We start from the raw sequence: 17,972 nt of genomic DNA, 5'->3' as shown, positions 1-17,972 counted from the left end.
CCCGTACCCTCGACGCGTGCGGAAAGTCGGGAGACCCGAGGCGATCGTGCGTCCCAAGGCGGGTGAGCGCGCCTTCGACGTCGAGCGCATCGCACCGGATCCGCGGCTCGCCGAGTTCGTCGACTACCACTGGCTGGTGCGCTGGCGGGTCACCGAGCACCGCCAGCAGGTGGTGCCCCAGCCGCGCGTCCACCTCGCCGGCGAGCACGGGCGGCTGCTGGTGCACGGGGTCTCGCGCGAGCCCTTCTTCCGCACGTTGACCGGCACCGGGCACGTGCTGGGCGCGGCGTTCCACCCCGGCGGCTTCCGCGCGGTCCTGCGGTCCTCGGTGGCCTCGATCGCCGGGACCGTGCGGCCCGGCCTGGACCTGCTCGGTCGCGACGACCGCCCCGCCGCCGAGCGCATCGCCGCGAGCGAGGCGAGCGAGCCGATGGTGCGAGCCGTGGAGGACTACCTGCTGAGCTTGTCCCCCGAACCGGACCCGACCGGCCGCGGGGTGACCGACCTGGTCGGCGAGGTGCAGCGGCGCAGCGGGATCGTGCGCGCCGAGCAGCTCGCCCGCCACGCCGGCCTGACCCTGCGCAGCCTGCAGCGGCTGTTCTCCGAGTACGTCGGAGTCGGACCGAAGTGGGTGATCCAGCGCTCGCGCATCCTGGACGCCACCGCGGCCGCGCACTCCGGCGAAGCGGTGGACTGGGCAGCGCTGGCCGACCGGCTCGGGTTCAGCGACCAGGCCCACCTGACCAGGGTGTTCACCCAGGTGGTCGGCACCCCGCCAGCGATGTACCAGCGGGACCCGGGCACGACCTGATCGCTCCCGCCACGGCGCGTCACCAACCGCGGACGGGTTCCACACCTTCGAGTTCTCCGGCGGTGGAAGCGGATCCGCGAAGCCCGTTCGCGAGTCCCACCGGCATCGCGAAGCACGAGAGGGGATTCGCAATGGAGCACCTGTTCCCGCGCACTCGCCGAGTGCGCTCGAACGTCGAGGACCTGCTCGCGGAACTGGCGGTGACCACCGCCATCGACGAGATCGACACCGCCGACCCGACCGAGCTCGAGGAGTTCCTGGAGCTCGCCGACCACGTGATCACCGGGCTCCAACCCGCGCAGGCACGGCACGCCGCCTGAGTCAGCGGGGCACCGCGCGACGGTCGCCGAGCAGGTGGGCGATGGCGGCGGAGGCCAGCAGGGGCGGCCAGAGCACCGCGCAGAGGTACGCCGACGCGGAGAGCCACGCCCAGGCGCCGTAGGGGCGGCCCGCGAAGGGGTCGACCGCGTCCCGGGCCACGACGGACATGACCACCAGCACGGCCAGCGGCACGGCGCCGAGGAGGGCCGCCGTCGCGATCGCCGCCGGGACCGCTCGCCGCACGGCGCTCGGCACCCGACGCGGGAGGAGCCCGCGCAGGTCGACCACCAGCGCGAACGAGCACGCGGCAGCGGCGAGCTGCACCAGCGACAGGCCGAGGACGTACCAGGTGCCGCTGCCCGGGATGTCCTGGGCGGCGCGCCACTCGGCCGGTGTGCCGAGCTCGAAACCGGCGGCCAGGAGCAGTCGCCACACGACGGTGGGCAGCGCGGCCGCGAAGGCGCCGCAGGCGCACCACACCACCGCGCGGCGCCGGAATTCGTCCCCCATCTCCGTTTCGTAGCACGCGGGGCGGTTGCGGGGGTGATCCATTCGTCAGAACTGTTGCAAATGATTTGCTACAGCATGAGAGTGGTTCGGACCGTGTTCTGGCGTTGCGGAGGTGGCCGGTGTCCGAGGTGGGGGCCTACGAGCTGCGGATGGCGCGGCCGGAGGACGTCGAAGGTGCGCGCAAGCTCATGTTCGACACCTTCTACCTGGTCATGGGGCACGGCTACGTGCCCCAGTGGCACACCGACGTGATCGACATCCACGAGACCTACCTGCGCCGCCCGGGCAACGCGCTGTTCGTGGCGGTCGACGGCGAGCGGGTCGTGGGCACCGCGGGCGTGCGCGCCGGAGGCCCGAAGAACCCGCCCAACCCCGCCTGGCTGGCCGAGCGCTACGCCGACGCCGCCCAGCTGGCCCGGGTCTACGTCGACCCGGGGCACCGCCGCCGCGGGCTGGCCGGGGCGCTGGTGGAGCGGGCATGCGCGTTCATCGCGAGCGCGGAGCGCTACGACTCGATCTACCTGCACACCGACCCGGCGATCGAAGGTGCCGAACCCTTCTGGCGCAGCCTTGCCAAGGAGGTCCACGACGAGCGGGGCGAGCCCGGCGGCAACGGGATCGTCCACTTCGAAGTCCCGATGCCCCAGGTGTGATCGCGCGGTGCCCGATGAGACGACCACCCGCGCGAAACCGGCCTCCCGCCGCTGGTCATCGCTGTCCCGCTTGCGGGAGCTGCCGGCGCTGCCCCGATTGCTGCTGCTGACCCAGCTCGCCTTCAACATCGGCTTCTACCTGGTCGTGCCCTTCCTGGCCACGCACCTGGCCGAGGACCTGGCGATGGCCGGCTGGGCCATCGGGATCGTGCTCGGGGTGCGCACCTTCAGCCAGCAGGGCATGTTCGCCCTCGGCGGCGCGCTGTCCGACCGCTTCGGCATCCGGCCGACGGTGCTCACCGGCTGCGCGCTGCGCGTGCTCGGCTTCGTGGTGCTCGCCGCGGCAGGGGACTTCGCGACCGTGCTGGCCGGCACGGTCCTCATCGGATTCGCCGCCGCGCTGTTCTCCCCCGCGGTCGAATCGGCGCTCGCCGAGCGGGGGACCGACCTGGAGGAGCGCGGAATCATCACCCGCACCGAGCTCTTCGGGCTGTTCGCGGTGTGCGGCGAGGTCGGCGCGGTCACCGGTCCGCTGCTCGGGGCGGCGCTGCTGGGCGTCGACTTCGCGCTGACGTGCTCGGTGGCGGCCGGGGTCTTCGTGCTGATCCTGCTCGCGCACGCCCGGATGCTGCCGCGCGGCACCCGCGAGCCGCGGCCGTTCCTGGCCGGCTGGGCGCGGATCGCGCGCAATCGCACGTTCCTGGTCTTCGCCGCCGCCTACAGCGCCTACCTGCTCAGCTACAACCAGCTCTACCTGGCGCTGCCGGTCGAGCTGGGGCGGGCGGGTGCCGGCTGGGCGCTCGGCTGGATGTTCGCCCTCGCCTCGGTGCTGGTGGTGCTCGGGCAGCTGCCGCTGGCCTCGTGGGCGCGGTCCGGGCTGGGTGCCGGTCGGGCGCTTCCGCTGGGGTTCGGGTTGCTGAGCCTGTCGTTCGCCGCGGTGGCGGCGTGGGCGCCGTGGCCGCCGCTGCCGGGAGGCTTCGCGCTGGCGCCCGCGGTGTGCTTCGTGGTGCTGCTCAGCTTCGGCCAGATGCTGGCGGTCCCGGTCGCCCAGGACCTGGTTCCGCGGCTGGCCGACGGGGAGGATCTCGGCTCGCACTTCGGGTTCCTGTCCTCGGCGGGCGGCCTGGCGGTTCTGCTCGGCAGCGGCGGGGTGGGCGGGCTGCTCGACCTCGCCGGACGACCGGGCCCGCTGGCGGTGGTGCCCTGGCTGGTGCTGGCGGCGCTGCCCGCGCTCGGCGGGGTGGTGCTGCTGGTCCTCGCCCGGCGATCCGCCCGCCCCTAGTTCGACCTGAGTACTTCTGGAGGTCCCATGCGCTCGAAGATCGCGCGCTTATCCGTCGCGCTGGCCGGGTTGCTGCTGCTGTCCGGCTGCTTCGCCAGCACCGGGGGCGGTGCCGGCGACCGGCTGGGCGTGGCGCTGTCCTTCGCGCCGAAGGCGGCGATGTCGATCTACAGCGACGACGCGCAGCTGCTGAGCAGGCTCGGCGCGACCGAGACTCTCGCGGTGCTCGACCGGGACGGAACGGCGAAGCCGGGTCTGGCGGAGAGCTGGACCCAGCCGCGGCCGGACGCGCTGCGCCTCACCCTGCGCCCCGGGGTGACCTTCCACGACGGCACGCCGCTGACCGCCGAGAGCGCGGCCGGCGCGCTGCGGCGCGCGGCGCGGGCGACCACCCCGCCGCGGGCCCTGGACGGCGTGCGGCTGACCGCCGAGGCGATCGACGAGCGCACCCTGGAGGTCTCCACCGGCGCACCGGATCCGGTGCTGGCGCAGCGGTTGACCTCGCCGAACCTGGCGATCCTCGCGCCGTCCGCCTACCGGGACCCGAGCGCGCCGAACCCGATCGGCACCGGCACCGGCCCGTACGTCCTCGAAGAGGTCCGGGGCCAGGCCGGCGCCGCGCTGCGGGCCAACCACAGGTACTGGGGCGGGGCGCCGAAGGCTTCCGGCATCGACGCGCGGTTCATCTCCGACGGCACGGCGCGGGTCAACGCGCTGCGCGCCGGTGAGGTCGACGTGATCGACACCGTGCCGGTCTCGCAGCTGCCCTCGCTGGACTCGCAGCGCGTGGTCGAGCTGCCGCTGCCGCGCCTGGTCAGCGCCCACCTCAACACCCGCAGCGGTACGTTCGCCGATCCCGCGATGCGCGCGGCGGCCCGCGCGGCGATCGACCCGGGGGCGCTGGCCTCCGGTGTGTACTCCGGGCACGCCGACACCGCCCGCGGCCTGTTCGGCCCGGCCAGCACCTGGGCGAAGAACCCCGCGCCGCAGCGCGGAACGCCGCCGGCCCACCCGCGCGGCCGACCGGTGCGCATCGCCACCTACGACGAGCGCCCGGAGCTGCCCGAGATCGCCTCGGTGCTGGCCGAGAACCTGCGCGAAGCCGGCTTCGACGTGCGGGAAGTGCGGGCGCAGGAGTACTCCACCATCGAATCCGAGCTGCTCGGCGGCGCTTTCGACCTGGTGGTGGGAGCGCGTTCGAACGCGTTGGACACCGGGGACCCGCTGGGCTACCTGCGCACCGACTTCGGCTGCGCGGGCTCCTACAACCTGGCGCAGCTGTGCGATCCGGCCGTGGACGCCGCGATCGACCGCGCCGAGCGGGAGGAGATGCCGGAGCGGCAGCGCGCCGCGGTGCGGATCTCCGGCCGGGTGCTGGCCTCGGACGCGGTGGTTCCGCTGGTGCACGAGCGCACCCGCGTCGGGCTCGCCGAGGGCGTCTCGGGCGTGGCCGAGGACGTCTTCGAGCGCAGGCTGATCACCGCCGAGACCACGGCCGGCGCATGACGGCGAGCGCTCTCGCCGCGGCCCGCGGCGCGGTGATCGCGCTCGGCTCGGTCGTCGGGTTGGCGCTGGTCGTCGGCGCGCTGCCGTGGTTGAGCGGGGACGATCCCGCGCAGACGGTGCTGCGCGCCCGCTCGGCCGAGCGCGAGCTCGACCCCGCGGTGCTGGCGGCGATCCGGCAGGACGTCGGCATCCCGGACGACGCGGTCAGCGGGGCGCTGGGTTGGCTGGCCGGTGCCCTGCACGGCGACCTGGGGCGTTCCTGGGTTTCCGGAGCCCCGGTGGCCGACTCGATCGTCCAGCCGCTGGGGATCTCGCTGTCCCTGGCCGCCTCGGCCGCGGTGGTCTGCCTGGTCTGCGCGCTGCTGCTGCTCGCGCCGAGCCTGCGCCGCGCGGCCGGTTCCGGTGGCGGCGTCGGCGGTGGTGCGCTGGCGACCGGCGCGCTGCTGGGCGCGCTCCCGGAGTTCCTGGTGGGGACCGCGCTGCTGACCGCGCTGGGCGTCCACCTGGGGCTCGCGCCGACCTCGGGCTGGTCGGGTCCGGAGAACATCCCGCTGCCCGCTCTGGCCCTCGGGTTGCCCGCGGCCGGGGTGCTCGGCCGGGTGCTGTCCGGTGCCGTCGACGCGACGCTGGCCGAGCCGTGGGTGCGGACCTGGCGCGCCGCCGGTTTCCGCCGCGCGACCACGGCCGCCGCGGTGCTGCGGCGCGCGGTGGCGGTCGCGCTGCCGCAGGTGGTGCTGCTGTTCGTGGGGCTGCTCGGTTCCGGGATCGTGGTCGAGACGCTCTTCGCGATCCCCGGCCTGGGGTCCACCGCGCTGGAGGCGGTGCTCGCGCAGGACCTGCCGGTGGTGCAGGCGTGCGTGGCGCTGCTGACGCTGATCGGGCTGGCGCTGGGTGCGGCCGGGATGCTCGCGCACCGCAGGCTGCTCGGCCCGGCGATGCGCGACGGCGCGCTCACCCCTGGCGCGGCCGGCGGTGCCGGTCACCAGCGCTGGGCGCTGGTCGTGACCGGACTGCTGGTGGCGCTGGTGGTCGCGGGCCTGCTCCGCGACCCCAGCTCGGTCGCGCTGAGCGAGCGGCTCGGCGCCCCCTCGGCCGAGGCCCCGTTCGGCACCGACGAGCTCGGCCGCGACCTGCTCGCCCGGTTCGGGCACGGAGCCCTGCTCAGCATCGGCGCGGCGCTGGCGATCAGCGCGATCGCGCTCGTCCTCGGCCTGCTGGTGGGTACCGCGCGGGCGCGCGCCCTGGCCGCGCTGACCGACGTGCTCAACGCGGTGCCGCCGGTGCTGGCGGGCATCATCGCCGCGGCGGTGGCCGGACCGGGTCTGCTGGGCGCGGGAGCGGCGGTGTGCGCGGTGGCGTGGATCCCGCTGGCCGTTCACGCGCGCACGCTGGCCGCCGAGGTCCGCGCCGCGGGTTTCGTGCGTGCCGCGCGGGCGCTGGGCGCGGGGCGCGCGCGGATCCTGCTGCGGCACGTGCTGCCGGTGATCCTGCCCCCGCTGCTGCGGCACGCGCTGGTTCGCATCCCGCACAACGCGCTGGCGCTGGCGGGTCTGGGGTTCCTCGGACTGGCCGCGCCGCACGATTCGGCGGAGTGGGGCGCGATGCTGTCGACCTCGCTGCCCTACGCCGAGTCGGCGCCGTGGGCGGTCGCGGTCCCGGCGCTGGGACTCGCCCTGCTCGGGCTGGTCGCGGGTCTGGCCCGGACCGGGCGCTGAGCGGTCAGCTCTCGTCTCGCTTCGCGTCCCGCTCGGCAGCTGCTTCGTCCTCCTTGAGCCCGCGGGCCTCGGCCTTGAGGACCCGAGCGGACTGGCCCACGGAGCGGGCGATCTGCGGCAGCTTGGCCGACCCGAACAGCAGCACGACCGCCGCGATGACGATCAGCCAATGCCACGCGCTGAACGCTCCCATGATGTGCCCTCCCCGCTTCCCGCCTCGGCGGCGGTCGTTCGCCTACCTCACGAGCTTACCGGCCGGCCGCGCCCCGAACCGCGCGCGGGGCGGCACCCGGCGCGCGATTCGGGCGCCCGGCGTCGCGCCCGCTCCCCGAGGTCACCGACAGCGGTTCTCGGCCGACGGCCCGGACGAGCCGGCGCAACCGGTCAGCGCTGGCCGGGCGGGGTTCGCAGGTAGGTCTCGAAGTCCCCGTTGGTCAGCGGGCGGGAGAACAGGAACCCCTGGAAGGCGTCGACGTCGAGCGCTTCGAGCATGCGGAACTGGACCTCGGTCTCCACGCCCTCGACCACGCAGCGGCGGTCGGTCGCGTGGGCCATGTCCACCGTCGAGCGGACGATCGCGCGGTCCACCTCGTGATCCTCGATGCCGGCGACGAACTGGCGGTCCAGCTTGATCGTCGCGGCGGGCAGGTTCTTCAGCCGCGCCAGCGAGGAGTACCCCGCGCCGAAGTCGTCGATGGCGAAGTGCACGCCCAGCTCGATCAGGTGCCGCATCGCCAGCAGGGTCGCCGGGGAGAGCTCCACCAGCGCGATCTCGGTGACCTCCAGCATCAGCCGCGACGGCGGGAACTCCCGCTCGGACAGGGCGTCGGCCACCGAGTGGAGGAACTCCGGGCTGCCCGCGGCCGAAGGGCTGAGGTTGATCGACACCCGGATCGGACCGCTCGGGGCCTCCGGCCAAGCCGCCGCCTGCTTCAGCGCGGTGCGCAGCACCCAGCGATCGAGCTCCTCGACCAGCCCGATCTGCTCCACCAGCGGCATGATCACCGCGGGCGAGAGCACGCCGCGGCAGGGGTGCGGCCAGCGCACCAAGGCCTCCGCGGTCAGCGGGGCGCCGGTGGCGTCGACGATCGGCTGGTAGTAGAGCTCCAGCCCGTCGGTGCGCAGCGCGACCGCCAGGTCGGCTTCCAGCCGCACCCGCTCGTTGAGCTCCTCCGCGGAGGTGTCGGTGGCCAGCACGACCTTCTGGTGACCGCGCTCCTTCGCCTGGTACCGCGCCGCGTCGGCGTAGCGCAGCAGGTCGTCGCCCGCGACACCGCCGGAGGGCGGCATGGCGGCACCGATCGACGCGGTGACCTGCACCGGCATCCCGCGCACCGTGGCGATCATGCTCAGCACGCCGGAGGCCTCGTCGGCCAGCGCGGCGAGCCCGCCCGCGTCGGCCACGTTCGGGCACACGATCAGGAACTCGTCGCCGGCGAGCCGCGCGACCGTGCAGCCCGGCAGCTTGGCGTCGCTCAGGTTGCGCGCGACCTGGGCGATCACCTCGTCGCCGCCTGCGCGGCCGAAGGCGTCGTTGATGCGCTTGAAGTTGTCCAGATCGCACAGCAGCACCGCGGTGTCGGCGGTGGCCTCGCCGAGCAGCTCGTCGATGCCCCGCCGGTTGAGCAGCCCGGTCTGCGGGTCGTGGGTGGCCTGGTACTGCAGCATCTCCGCCTCGCGGACCCGCGAGGTGACGTCCTGGAAGACCACCAGCCGGAACCGGCGACCGTCGTCCTGCACGGAGATGACCTGGGAGACCTCGCAGGTCACCGAGCGGCCGTCCGGCCCGACGAGGGTGTGCGGCTCGGCGTCGCCGACCGCGCCCGAGGCCAGCGCGCCCGGATCGTCCTCGGGGTGCAGCAGGTCCACGACCGGGACGCCGACCAGATCGGCCCGCGGAACCCCGATCAGCTCGGCCAGCTCCTCGTTGACCTCGTAGAGCCTGCCGGCCTCGTCGATCAGCCCGATCCCGACCGGGGCGAGGTCGAGCAGGTCGGAGAACCGCTTGGCCGAGCGCTCCTGGCGCAGGTGCGACGCGGTGTCGTCGCGCACCACCTTGATGAAGCCGATGACCTCGCCGCGCTGGTCGCGCTGGGCGGCGAGCACGACGTAGGCCCAGAAGCGGGTGCCGTCGCGGTGCACCCGCCACCCCTCGGTGACGTGCACGCCGGCCTCGGCGGCGTTCGCCAGCTCCACGCTCGGGTAGTCGCGATCGGACTCCGGGTAGAACATCGAGAAGTGCCGACCGAGGACCTCGTCGGCCGGATAACCCTCCAGCTGCTCGGCGTCCGGGTTCCAGCTGTTCACCCGCCCCTCGCGGTCGAGGGTGAACACCGCGACGTCGGCGGCGCCGGAGCGCTGCGCGAGCGCGCGCTGCAGACGCGAGCCACCGGCAGCTCCGATCGCCTCATCGGAAAAGCCCATGACGTCCCACCCACCAAGCGGCGCTCTGACCGGTCCAGAGTGCGACGAACCCGCACGTCCGGCAACACAACCGGGCACGCGACCGGATGAGGTGAGGTCGGCGAGAGCCGGAGGGGTGAAACGAGACTCGCCGCCGCGCGGGGGTGGGAGTCGGGGGTGGCTCCACCAACGCGCGGCGGCGAGGTTCGGGGGCGGGCTAGACCCGGATCAGTGGGAGTAGCCCTTCGGCTGGATCAGGCTCGCGGCCTGGTCCAGGCTCAGCCAGTAGGTCGTCTGGCCGCCGAAGTTCGCGGGGTCGGCGATCTGGACCTTCTGGTTCGGGGCGTCGTAGCCCACGATCGACACGTAGTGGTAGATCGTCTGGCTCGACGGGTAGTTCGGGGGCTGGTTGCCCGGAGCGGCCACGATGTTGGCGACCAGGGCCTTGCCCTCGTCGACGTCCTTCACCGTGTCCTGCCACAGCTGCTGCTTCATCTCGTCGGTGAGCGGCTTGCCGCCCCAGTCGACGGTCTTGTACTTCTCGCCGCCCAGGGCGTTGTTCAGGAAGTCGGTCACCTGGCGGATGTGGTCGGTGCCGTTCGTGGTGGTGCCCAGGGCGGACGCCAGCGCGGCCTGGTCGGGCAGGTCCTGGGTCTGGCTCGACATCGCGATGCGGGTCGCGGCCGGGCCGCACCAGTAGCCGGTGACCTGGGCCTCGTAGTTGATGGGCAGGGACTTGACCGCCTCCTTCGGAGCGAACTCCTCCTTCTTGGGAGCGGCCTCCTTCTTCGGGGCTGCCTTCTTCTCGGGGGCGGCCTTGGCAGCAGCGGGGAGCTCGTTGGCCTGCGCGGGGGAGATCGCCGGGGCGCTCTGGGGAGCCTGCTGCTGGGCGGGGGCGAGAGCCTTCGGGGCGGCCGGGGCCGGGGCGGAAGCCGCCACCGGCTTGGGCGCGGTCGCGTTGGCGCCGTCTTCGGGGGATTCGGCGTTCGCCAGCGCGACAACGCTCAGGCTTGCGGCTGCCAGGCCAAGCGGGAGGACCGCAGGCATGAGGCGTCGCATAGGGTTGACCTCCAATTCGAGATCATTCGGGGGATCTCGAGATCAGATCGGGGGGATCACAACTCGGTCTCGATTTCGCAACCGACAATCCACGGAGAACGGGCCGAAGAAAAGCGATTGAGACCCGCGACACCTTTCTCACGAAACGCGCAGAGATCGACGCATTGCGTGAGAAACAACGGGCCGTGATGAGCTCAGCACTCGTCGCTTCCGGCCATACCAGCACGTCACAGAGCCGACATGCTCGGTCACGCGGAGTCGCGGAGCGAACTCGAAAACCGAATTGAATCGGTTCGCCCACTATATTACAACGCGCTTCGCGGTACCGGCATTCGGAGCAATCGTGCTTTCCCCGACAGCTGGTCCGACAATTCTGCGCACACCTTCTGGATCAGCAGCGCGAGCCCAGCCCGCCGCGAGGTGGGGTGTCATCCCTGGTCGGGGCCGTCCACTGTGCCGAGTGCCGAACAGCTGGTCGCTGGATCGATACACGAACCAGGAATTCCGTGAGGGTTCAAGCAGCCCGTCGCGCGGTGTAGATGGTGTTGGCCTTCCGAGGCCCGCCGTAGGGGTTGTCGAAGAACACCGAGTGGTCCTGCACGTCGGTGAAGACCTCGGCTAGGGCCGCCTCGAACTCCTCGTCCGGCGGGTCGTCCGACCACAGCGCGAACACACCGCGCGGCTGGAGGTGGGTGGCGAGCCGCCGCAGCCCGTCGGGCGCGTAGAAGCCGCCGTGACCGGAGTCGAGGGTGTGCCGCGGCGAGTGGTCGATGTCGACCAGGACCGCGTCGAAGCGTCGGCCGGGCGCGTCGGGGTCGAAGCCCCGCTCCCCCAGCGCCATCGCGAAGAAGTCCCCCGTGACGAAGTGGTTGCGCGGATCCGCGGTGAGCTCGGCGCCCAGCGGCAGCAGACCGTTCTCGTGCCACTCGACGACCTGCTCCAGGCCCTCCACGACGTGCAGCGAGCGCACCCGGGAGTCCTCCAGCGCGGCCCTGGCGGTGTAGCCGAGACCGAGCCCGCCGACCACGACGTCGAGCTCGGTGCCGGACAGCTGCGCCAGGCCGATCCGGGCGAGCGCGATCTCGGCCGCGGTGAACAGGCTGGACATGAGGTACTCGTCGTTCAGCTTCACCTCGTGGACCTGCACGCCGAGCATCGGATCGAGCCGGCGCCGCAGGCTGATCACCCCGATCGGCGTCTCGCGCCAGTCGAGCTCCTCGAAACGTGCGGGCAAGGCAGGTGTCCGTTCGCAGGCATGGTCAACGCCGAGCCAGCTTCCCACGCCGCTCGGCGCACTACCTGCGGCGGGGGTTGCGCCGACCGCCGGGACGCGGGCCACCGCGCCGGGGCTTGCCGCGCTGCGCCGGCTGGGGCTTGGCCTGCTTGGCCGAGGTGCGCTTCTGCTTGGCGGGCTGCTCCTGCTGCTTGCCGCGGGTGCTGTTGACCGTTCGCCCGCGCACCACGCCGATGAACTGCTCCATCAGGTCCGGCGTCTCCTCGCGCACCAGCCAGGTCAGCGCCACGGTCGACTCCGGGGCCTCGCTGATCGGCCGGTAGGTGAGGTCCTTGCGGTGGTGCAGCCTGGCCACCGACTGCGGCACGATCAGCAGCCCCACCCCGGCTGCGACCAGCTGGATCGCATCGCCCGTGGTGGCGGGGCGCTCGATGGCGGGCAACCCGGGCGGGCCTTCGCGGTCCACCTCGTCCCAGTCCAGCGGGTCGTCGAGCGGGTGCTGGACGACGTCCTCGTCCAGATCGGCGGGCGCGATCTCGTCGGCCGCGGCGATCAGGTGGTCCTTGGGCGCCACCACCACGGTCCGCTCGGTGTAGAGCGGGATGGCGTGCAGCCCGGTCCGGTCGATCGGCAGCCGCACCAGAGCGGCGTCCACCGCTCCCTCGCGCACCAGGCCCGCGGCCTCCGCGTTGGCGGTGTGCCGCAGGGCGAGCGCGACCTCGGACTCGCGCTCGTTCCACCTGCGCACCCACTTGTCCGGGGTCACGCCCGGCACGTAGGCGAGGTCGAAGGTCGGGGCTGCCTCGGACTCGGTCACCTGCCCAGACTACCGACCGGAGCCGGCCGTTAAGCTGGGGATATGACGTCGCGAAAGTCCACCCAGACGATGAAGCCCGCCACGGCGGCCAAGAAGCTGGGTGTCTACCTCGAAGCCACGCCCGCCGAGTTCCAGGAGGGCGTCGTCTCGCGCGACGAGCTCAACGCGCTGCAGACCGACCCGCCGGAGTGGCTGCGCGAGCTGCGCCGCAACGGTCCGCACCCGCGGCCGGTGGTCGCCCAGAAGCTCGGCATCTCCACCAGCGGCCTGGCCCGCAACGGCCTCACCGAGCCGCTGACCACCGAGCAGATCAACGCGATCAAGGACGAGAACCCGGAGTGGCTGCAGCACGAGCGCACCACCCGGATCAACGCCCTCCACGAGGAGCAGCGGGTCAAGGAGCGCAAGGCGGCCAAGGAAGCCGAGAAGCACGCCTGATCCCGGGCAGTTCGGCCGGAGATCGCACGCCGCGGCGTGCGATCTCCGGCCGAACTGCCGTGGCGCGCGCTCGCCGGGCGCTACAGTCCGTCGACGTGGCAGGTGGTGAGCTCGCGCGCGTTGACGAGCGCTCGATCGTCGTGAGCGCTGCGGTACCCGTCGTCTGGAGGTCCGTCGCGGAGGTCGCCGAGCGGGCGTTCTCCGCCGGCTGGGTCGGCCCGGTGGCGCGGGCGCTGGGGTGCCGGGACACCGCCGCGTCCGGACCGCGCCCGCTCGCGACCGGCTCGACCTTCCCCGGTTTCCGCGTCGCTGCCGACGAACCGCGCGAGCTGGCCCTGCTCGGCGGGCACCGGTTCTCCGAGTACGCGCTGATCTTCCGCTTGGACGACCGCGCCGACGGGACCACCCGCCTGCGGGCCGAGACCCGCGCCGACTTCCCGGGCCTGCGCGGCTCCCTCTACCGCGCGGCGGTGATCGGCACCCGGGGCCACGCCCTCGTCGTCCACCGCTTGCTGCGGGCCGCCGCGCGTCACGCCGAGCGCACCTGAGCACCGCGCTCGCCCGCGCTGGGCGAACGATCGGTGGTGAGACGGCCCCTGGCGAAATCGATGAGCGGAATCGCGGCGAACGGGGTGAACAGGAAGAACGCTCCGAGCGGCCCGGGTTCCAGGTTCTGGACCGCCCAGATGAACAGGCCACCGGAAGCGCAAGCAGCCGACATCCAGGTGGACGAGTTCTCGTAGGCCCCGATGAGCCGATCGAGCTTGCGCGCGCACCACTCCCAGCGCGCGGAGCGGCGCTGCCTGCGACGGGCGCGCGCACCGGTGGCGAGCCCGGAGCGGTACCTGCGTTCAGCCCGACTGCCTTCCCCGCACACGATCATGTGCCGAGCGCGGATGCGCCGTTCGCGGAGCTCTTCGAGACTCGCTCCGCTGCCGTGGTGCCCGAACGCCTTGCGCAGCGATCGCGACAACCGGAGGAAGAAGATCAGCATCGCCCAGAAGAAGGCGCAGTGCAGCAGCGTGGTGACCGCCGCGAAGTAGCCGACCGCGATCCCCGGTGCGGTCTCCCAGAAGTCGATCCAGCCCAGCGTGGTGGCCAGGACGAAGAAGATCACGCTGACCCAGTCGCCCACGCCCAGCGATCGCCAGGAGAACGCCGCCGGCTCCAGCGGCGCCCGCAGGAAGACGAACAGCGCGAGCGACACCGCGCTCGCGCTCGCCACCAGCTCGACGACCACCTGGTCCATCACTTGGAAGGCGACCCCCAGCCGCAACCCGGCCACCGTCGCGAGCAGGACGGCGAGCACCAGCAGCACGGTGCGAACGAACTCGACAGCCCACTCGCGCTGCCTCCGGCCGATGTCGCAGTCGCAGAACACGCTGCGCAGTATGCGCGCGGATGATCTTCAGGCGCAGGCGCTTCCGAGAGATCAGTCGTCCGGGAGGGGTAGCGGGGCTTCCGGGTCGATCTCCAGGCCGCGGGCGCGGAGGGTGTGGTCCAGGAGGGTCCAGGTCCAGCTGGTGAGCCATTCGGCGAGCTGGTCGGCGGTGATCTCGCCCGGCGCGTCGAGCCAGTTGTTCGCGCTGGACTCGACCATGCCGACGATGCCGTGCGCGAGCGGGTCGAGGACGTCCTCGGACTCGGCGCCGAAGGAGCGCAGGTAGAGCTCGAAGACCTCGACCAGCTGGCGGGCGATGACCGTCTTGACGTCGTTGATGGCGTGGTGCCCGCTGGAGAGGGCGTGCATCGTCAGGTAGCGGTAGAGGTCGCCGTGCTCGGTCAACCAGTTGATGTGCGCCCCGATGGCGCTGCGGGTCAGCTCCAGCGGCGTCGCCCTGACGCTGAACACCGCGGCCATCTCGGTGGTGATCATCTCGGCGGCGCGGTCGGCGACCGCACCTCCGAGGTCCGCCGCGTCGTTGAAATACCGGTACAGGCGCGTCCGAGCGACCCCGGCCTCCTCGGCCATCTGCTCGACCGAGACGTCCGGGCCGTGCTTGGCGATCGCCCGGACCGCGGCGTCGATCAGCTCACCCCTGCGGCGCTCGCGGTGCCCCGCCCAACGCGCGCTCCTGCCGTCCACTTGAGGTGTCGCTGATGCAGTCACCCGCTGATTCTATCGGCCGCGAAGAACACCCTCCCGAACCCGCGCAACTATGGGGTACGGTCTGTTACTGTTACTCCGAGTACGACGAAGTGCGGAGGTAAGCGATGACCGCCGTCAGTGCAGAGCAGGACCTCGGGCCGGACTTCTCCAGCCGCCTGCTGGCATCTTCCGAGACGCTGTCCTACGACCCGATCAAGGAGATCGACTGGGAAGCTCCTCTCCCCGAGGAGCACTACGGGCTGAACCCGGAGTGGAGCACGCTGTACGGCACGCCGCTGTGGGACGAGCTCACCGAGCAGCAGCGCGTCACGCTGACCAGGCACGAGGTCTGCTCGATCATGAGCACCGGGATCTGGTTCGAGATGATCCTGCAGCAGATGATCCTGCGCGACCAGTACGTGCAGGACCCGGCGAAGTCCGAGTTCCAGTTCGCGCTGACCGAGATCGCCGACGAGTGCCGGCACTCGATCATGTTCGCCCGGATCTGCGAGCGCATGGGCGTTCCCGCCTACTTCCCGTCCCGGACGGTCGTGGAGCTGGCCCGCTTCTTCAAGAGCACCGCCACCGGCGAGGTCGCCTACGGCGCGGGCCTGGTGGCCGAGGAAGTCCTCGACGTCATGCAGCGCGACTGGATGCGCGGCGAGAACGTGCTGGACATCGTGCGCACCAGCTCCAAGATCCACGTGGTCGAGGAGTCCCGGCACATGAGCTTCGCCCGCGAGGAGATCCGGGAGCACATGCAATCGATCGGCAAGGTCAAGCGGCGCTTCAGCGCGCTGGCCATCGCCGTGGTCGCCTACGTGATCGTCTCCAGCCTGGTCAGCCCGAAGGTCTACAAGTCGGTGGGCCTGGATCCCAAGCGCGCGGTGGCCGCGGTCAACGCCAACGAGCACCGCAAGTCGATGATGCGCAACGCCTCCGCCGGCCTGATGGAGTTCCTGTCCGAGGCGGGCCTGCTCACCCGCCCCGCCATCGCGCTGTACCGGCGCGTGCACATGATCTGAAGCGGGCACCATGACCTACGCGATCACGCAATCCTGTTGTGCGGACGCCACCTGCGTGTCGGTGTGTCCGGTCAACTGCATCCACCCCACCCCGGACGAGCCGGACTTCGGCACCACCGACCGGCTCTACATCGACCCGCGCACCTGCATCGGGTGCGGGGCCTGCGCCGACGCGTGCCCGGTGGACGCGATCTTCCCGATCGACAAGCTCACCGGCCCGCAGGCCGTGCACGTCGAGCTCAACGCGGAGCACTTCACCGGGACGCAGGAGCACCCCTGGGGGGAACCCCGCTTCCCGCGGTCGCTGCCGGCGCACGCCGCGGCGCCGCGGGTCGCGGTGGTGGGCACCGGCCCCGCGGCCGGGTACGCGATCCAGTCGCTGGTGCGCTCGACCGACGCCGAGATCACCGTGCTGGACCGGATGTCCGAGCCCGGCGGGCTGGTGAAGTTCGGCGTGGCGCCGGACCACCCGAGCACCAAGCGCATCGGCAGCACGTTCGCGTCCAACTACGAGCACCCCAGGGTGCGGCTGCAGCTGGGCGTCGAGGTGGGCCGGGACGTCAGCCACGCGGAGCTCACCGAGCACTTCAACGCCGTGGTCTACGCGGTGGGCGCGCCCGGGCACCGCAAGCCGGGCATCCCCGGTGAGGACCTGCCCGGCACGCTGCCCGCCCGCGACTTCGTGGGCTGGTGCAACGGGCACCCGGACGTGCCCGCCGACGCGGTGGACCTGTCCGCCGAGCGCGCGGTCATCGTGGGCAACGGCAACGTGGCGCTGGACGCCGCGCGGCTGCTGCTGACCGACCCGGAGGAGCTGGCCCGCACCGAGATCGCCGAGCACGCGCTGGCCGCGCTGCGCACCAGCAAGGTGCGGGAGGTCGTGCTGCTGGCCCGCCGCGGCCCGGAGCACGCCGCCTGCACCCGCTCCGAGCTGCTGGGGCTGCGCGAGGCGCTGGGCGAGCGGATGGTCGTCGACGCGCACGGCGGTGCCGGCGAGACGATCGCCGCGGCCGAGACCGGCTCCACGGCGGGGCTGCTGCGCGATCTGCCGGTCGCCGAGATCGACTACGGCGCGGTGCCCGAGGAACGCCGGCTGGTGCTGCGGTTCTCCTCCCCGCCCGCCGAGGTGCGCGGGGACGCGCAGGCGCGCGCGCTGCGCACCGAGGGAGCCGAGCTGGAGACCGGGCTGGTCATGTGGTCGGTCGGCAGCCGGGGCGTCGCGATCCCGCAGCTGCCCTTCGACGAGGCCACCGGCACCATCCCGAACACCGGTGGCCGCGTGGAACCGGGCACCTACGTGGTGGGTTGGGCGAAGCGCGGCGCGTCCGGCGGCATCGGCGCGAACCGCACGTGCGCGAGCGAAACCGTCGACGCGCTGATGGACGACGCCGCCGAGGGCAAGCTCCACTCCCCCGCCGAGGACGCCAAGTCCTTCCCGAAGCTCCTGCGCTCGCGCAGGTGATCGCACCCGAGGACGCCCCCGCCGGAGAACCGGCGGGGGCGTTTTCGCGCTGGCGCGGAACCGGATCGGCTACCGTTGGCCCCCGACCTCCGGAGCGAAGGGGACGATCATGGTGGATCGGCTGGTGTTCCGGGACGGGCGAACGGTGGAGTTCGTCGCCGAGGGCACCGACGAGCGCGGGCCCTACCTGCGCATCGAGCACCGCCTGCCCGCTCCCGCGCGCCAGGCCGGGCCGCACTGGCACCCGGTGATCCGCGAGCGCTGGACGGTCCGGCAGGGCCGGCTGCGGTTCCGGATCGACGGCCGGGAGGTCACCGCGGGCCCCGGCGAGTCGGCGTCCGCCGACTCGCGGCAGGTGCACGAGTTCAGCAGCGAGACACCGGACGTCATCATCGATCACGAGATCCGGCCGCCGCTGAACCACCGCCGCATGTTCGAGCTGTGGCACGCGCTGGACGTCTCCGGGCGCACCACCGCGTCCGGCGTGCCCCGAAATCCCCTGGCGCTGGGCCTGCTCTGGCGCGCCCAGGACGGTTACCTCGCCGGGATCCCGGCACGGCTGCAGCACCTGGTGTTCGGCTCCCTCGCCCGCCTCGCCGACCTCCTCGGCTACGAGCGCCGCCTGCCGACCTGGCGCTGACCGCGCC

General features: G+C 72.5%; 19 protein-coding genes. 11 read left to right on the top strand and 8 right to left on the bottom strand.

Annotated elements, in window-relative coordinates:
* Positions 1 to 16 precede the first annotated feature (16 nt).
* Together ACFQRI_RS23400 and ACFQRI_RS23395 are read left to right on the top strand one after the other, a co-directional pair.
* Entirely contained in the window at positions 17 to 811 is a 795-nt protein-coding gene (locus tag ACFQRI_RS23400) for a DUF6597 domain-containing transcriptional factor (protein WP_380672083.1), read from the top strand.
* A gap of 131 nt (positions 812 to 942) precedes the next feature.
* Positions 943 to 1,131 (top strand): hypothetical protein, encoded by a 189-nt coding sequence (locus tag ACFQRI_RS23395; RefSeq protein WP_380672081.1) that lies wholly within the window; start codon positions 943 to 945, stop codon positions 1,129 to 1,131.
* A gap of 1 nt (position 1,132) precedes the next feature.
* Here the strand turns inward: ACFQRI_RS23395 and ACFQRI_RS23390 are convergent, their stop codons facing one another.
* A complete protein-coding gene (locus ACFQRI_RS23390) occupies positions 1,133 to 1,642 on the bottom strand; it encodes a hypothetical protein (protein WP_380672079.1) in 510 nt (169 codons plus the stop codon).
* A gap of 119 nt (positions 1,643 to 1,761) precedes the next feature.
* On the opposite strand from ACFQRI_RS23390, the gene ACFQRI_RS23385 reads away from it, so the two are divergent.
* From ACFQRI_RS23385 to ACFQRI_RS23370, 4 genes are read left to right on the top strand one after another with little or no spacing between them, the layout of a single operon-like run.
* Positions 1,762 to 2,295, top strand: coding sequence for a GNAT family N-acetyltransferase (locus ACFQRI_RS23385; RefSeq protein WP_380672077.1), 534 nt, complete (start codon positions 1,762 to 1,764; stop codon positions 2,293 to 2,295).
* A gap of 7 nt (positions 2,296 to 2,302) precedes the next feature.
* On the top strand, positions 2,303 to 3,577 hold the full coding sequence (locus ACFQRI_RS23380; RefSeq protein WP_380672075.1) for an MFS transporter: 1,275 nt from the start codon (positions 2,303 to 2,305) through the stop codon (positions 3,575 to 3,577).
* Positions 3,578 to 3,604: 27 nt separating this feature from the next.
* Positions 3,605 to 5,083: an ABC transporter substrate-binding protein gene (locus ACFQRI_RS23375; RefSeq protein WP_380672073.1), complete on the top strand. Its 1,479-nt coding sequence runs from the start codon at positions 3,605 to 3,607 to the stop codon at positions 5,081 to 5,083.
* Positions 5,080 to 6,798 (top strand): ABC transporter permease subunit, encoded by a 1,719-nt coding sequence (locus tag ACFQRI_RS23370; RefSeq protein WP_380672072.1) that lies wholly within the window; start codon positions 5,080 to 5,082, stop codon positions 6,796 to 6,798. Before ACFQRI_RS23375 ends, ACFQRI_RS23370 begins: the two co-directional genes overlap by 4 nt.
* 4 nt (positions 6,799 to 6,802) lie before the next feature.
* Here the strand turns inward: ACFQRI_RS23370 and tatA are convergent, their stop codons facing one another.
* The 5 genes from tatA to ACFQRI_RS23345 form a co-directional block, all read right to left on the bottom strand.
* Positions 6,803 to 6,991, bottom strand: a complete 189-nt coding sequence (tatA, locus tag ACFQRI_RS23365; RefSeq protein WP_380672070.1) for a Sec-independent protein translocase subunit TatA — start codon at positions 6,989 to 6,991, stop codon at positions 6,803 to 6,805.
* Between the two features lie 191 nt (positions 6,992 to 7,182).
* Positions 7,183 to 9,222 carry a putative bifunctional diguanylate cyclase/phosphodiesterase gene (locus tag ACFQRI_RS23360; protein ID WP_380672068.1) on the bottom strand — a complete coding sequence of 680 codons (2,040 nt, stop codon included), beginning with the start codon at positions 9,220 to 9,222 and terminating at the stop codon, positions 7,183 to 7,185.
* Positions 9,223 to 9,429: 207 nt separating this feature from the next.
* Complete coding sequence (locus tag ACFQRI_RS23355) at positions 9,430 to 10,248, bottom strand: C39 family peptidase (RefSeq protein WP_380672066.1); 819 nt, start codon at positions 10,246 to 10,248, stop codon at positions 9,430 to 9,432.
* Between the two features lie 526 nt (positions 10,249 to 10,774).
* Positions 10,775 to 11,494 carry a polyamine aminopropyltransferase gene (locus ACFQRI_RS23350; protein ID WP_380672064.1) on the bottom strand — a complete coding sequence of 240 codons (720 nt, stop codon included), beginning with the start codon at positions 11,492 to 11,494 and terminating at the stop codon, positions 10,775 to 10,777.
* A gap of 61 nt (positions 11,495 to 11,555) precedes the next feature.
* Positions 11,556 to 12,311, bottom strand: a complete 756-nt coding sequence (locus ACFQRI_RS23345; RefSeq protein ID WP_380672062.1) for a substrate-binding domain-containing protein — start codon at positions 12,309 to 12,311, stop codon at positions 11,556 to 11,558.
* A 42-nt stretch (positions 12,312 to 12,353) separates the two neighbouring features.
* Between ACFQRI_RS23345 and ACFQRI_RS23340 the strand changes: the two genes are divergently transcribed.
* Positions 12,354 to 12,749, top strand: coding sequence for a DUF5997 family protein (locus ACFQRI_RS23340; RefSeq protein WP_380672060.1), 396 nt, complete (start codon positions 12,354 to 12,356; stop codon positions 12,747 to 12,749).
* A gap of 95 nt (positions 12,750 to 12,844) precedes the next feature.
* On the top strand, positions 12,845 to 13,297 hold the full coding sequence (locus tag ACFQRI_RS23335) for a hypothetical protein (RefSeq protein WP_380672058.1): 453 nt from the start codon (positions 12,845 to 12,847) through the stop codon (positions 13,295 to 13,297).
* On the opposite strand, the gene ACFQRI_RS23330 is transcribed toward ACFQRI_RS23335, so the two are convergent.
* Both ACFQRI_RS23330 and ACFQRI_RS23325 read right to left on the bottom strand, forming a co-directional pair.
* Positions 13,279 to 14,130 carry a hypothetical protein gene (locus tag ACFQRI_RS23330; protein WP_380672056.1) on the bottom strand — a complete coding sequence of 284 codons (852 nt, stop codon included), beginning with the start codon at positions 14,128 to 14,130 and terminating at the stop codon, positions 13,279 to 13,281. The genes ACFQRI_RS23335 and ACFQRI_RS23330 overlap by 19 nt on opposite strands.
* 51 nt (positions 14,131 to 14,181) lie before the next feature.
* The gene (locus ACFQRI_RS23325) at positions 14,182 to 14,859 is read right to left on the bottom strand and encodes a TetR/AcrR family transcriptional regulator (RefSeq protein WP_380672054.1); all 678 of its coding nucleotides are present in this window, start codon (positions 14,857 to 14,859) and stop codon (positions 14,182 to 14,184) included.
* A gap of 104 nt (positions 14,860 to 14,963) precedes the next feature.
* Between ACFQRI_RS23325 and ACFQRI_RS23320 the strand changes: the two genes are divergently transcribed.
* From ACFQRI_RS23320 to ACFQRI_RS23310, 3 genes are all read left to right on the top strand, one after another.
* Positions 14,964 to 15,863, top strand: a complete 900-nt coding sequence (locus ACFQRI_RS23320; RefSeq protein ID WP_380672052.1) for an AurF N-oxygenase family protein — start codon at positions 14,964 to 14,966, stop codon at positions 15,861 to 15,863.
* A gap of 10 nt (positions 15,864 to 15,873) precedes the next feature.
* Complete coding sequence (locus tag ACFQRI_RS23315; protein WP_380672050.1) at positions 15,874 to 17,325, top strand: 4Fe-4S binding protein; 1,452 nt, start codon at positions 15,874 to 15,876, stop codon at positions 17,323 to 17,325.
* Positions 17,326 to 17,434: 109 nt separating this feature from the next.
* Positions 17,435 to 17,965: a cupin domain-containing protein gene (locus ACFQRI_RS23310; protein WP_380672048.1), complete on the top strand. Its 531-nt coding sequence runs from the start codon at positions 17,435 to 17,437 to the stop codon at positions 17,963 to 17,965.
* Positions 17,966 to 17,972: the final 7 nt, after the last annotated feature.

The organism is Saccharopolyspora griseoalba (assembly GCF_042665275.1).
In the GTDB taxonomy this organism is placed as follows: Bacteria; Actinomycetota; Actinomycetes; order Mycobacteriales; family Pseudonocardiaceae; genus Saccharopolyspora; species Saccharopolyspora griseoalba.
The sequence above is the reverse complement of the archived record's forward strand: the minus strand, read 5'-3'. Positions and strand labels throughout refer to the sequence as shown.